At 60.1% G+C, this 499-nt stretch carries 1 protein-coding gene; it reads right to left on the bottom strand.

Translation table 11 applies throughout. The annotated features are described in order from the left end of the window. Positions 1-499 (bottom strand): Rpn family recombination-promoting nuclease/putative transposase (locus LPW30_RS15925; protein ID WP_239681372.1); only part of this gene is annotated, 499 nt, incomplete at both ends.

Here is a 499-nt window from a genome sequence, read left to right as displayed (position 1 = left end):
CGAGATGGGGTTTGGCCATGGCCACCCCTTGCTTGAATTCATCTTCGGTCATTGTGTGGACCCGGACGATGTAAATCAATATCTGCCGGGTCAGGGGGTGTTCATCGGGTAAATCCCGCAGTAACCGGGCCAGTTGCTCGGGGTGAAACTGCTTGACGAAGGCCCATGCCAGGGCCGCCAGTCCTGCCCGCAGCAGAGGGTGATCGGAGAAGTCCTCGTAGACTGGCGCACTGCCTGTGAGGTCTTTGACTGTGTAGCGGCCATCGCGTTGCAGTTCAAGCAGATCCTCGTCGGCATCAATGCAGTCGATCAGCCGGGTGGGCACATCCCAGGATGTCCGGCCATGGTAGACCAGCAGGGTGATGATGGGTGGCAGCGTGCGCAGACGTTCCGGTTTGTCCTGGGCGTAGCGGGTCCAGATGCGGTGGCGATAGCCCATCAGTTGCAAGGGCGCCCCCATGTCGGGCCAGGACTTGTGCTCGATCAGGGTGTAGATGAA

This window comes from Ectothiorhodospira variabilis, from assembly GCF_022227625.1.
Taxonomy (GTDB): domain Bacteria; phylum Pseudomonadota; class Gammaproteobacteria; order Ectothiorhodospirales; family Ectothiorhodospiraceae; genus Ectothiorhodospira; species Ectothiorhodospira haloalkaliphila.
The sequence above is the reverse complement of the archived record's forward strand: the minus strand, read 5'-3'. Positions and strand labels throughout refer to the sequence as shown.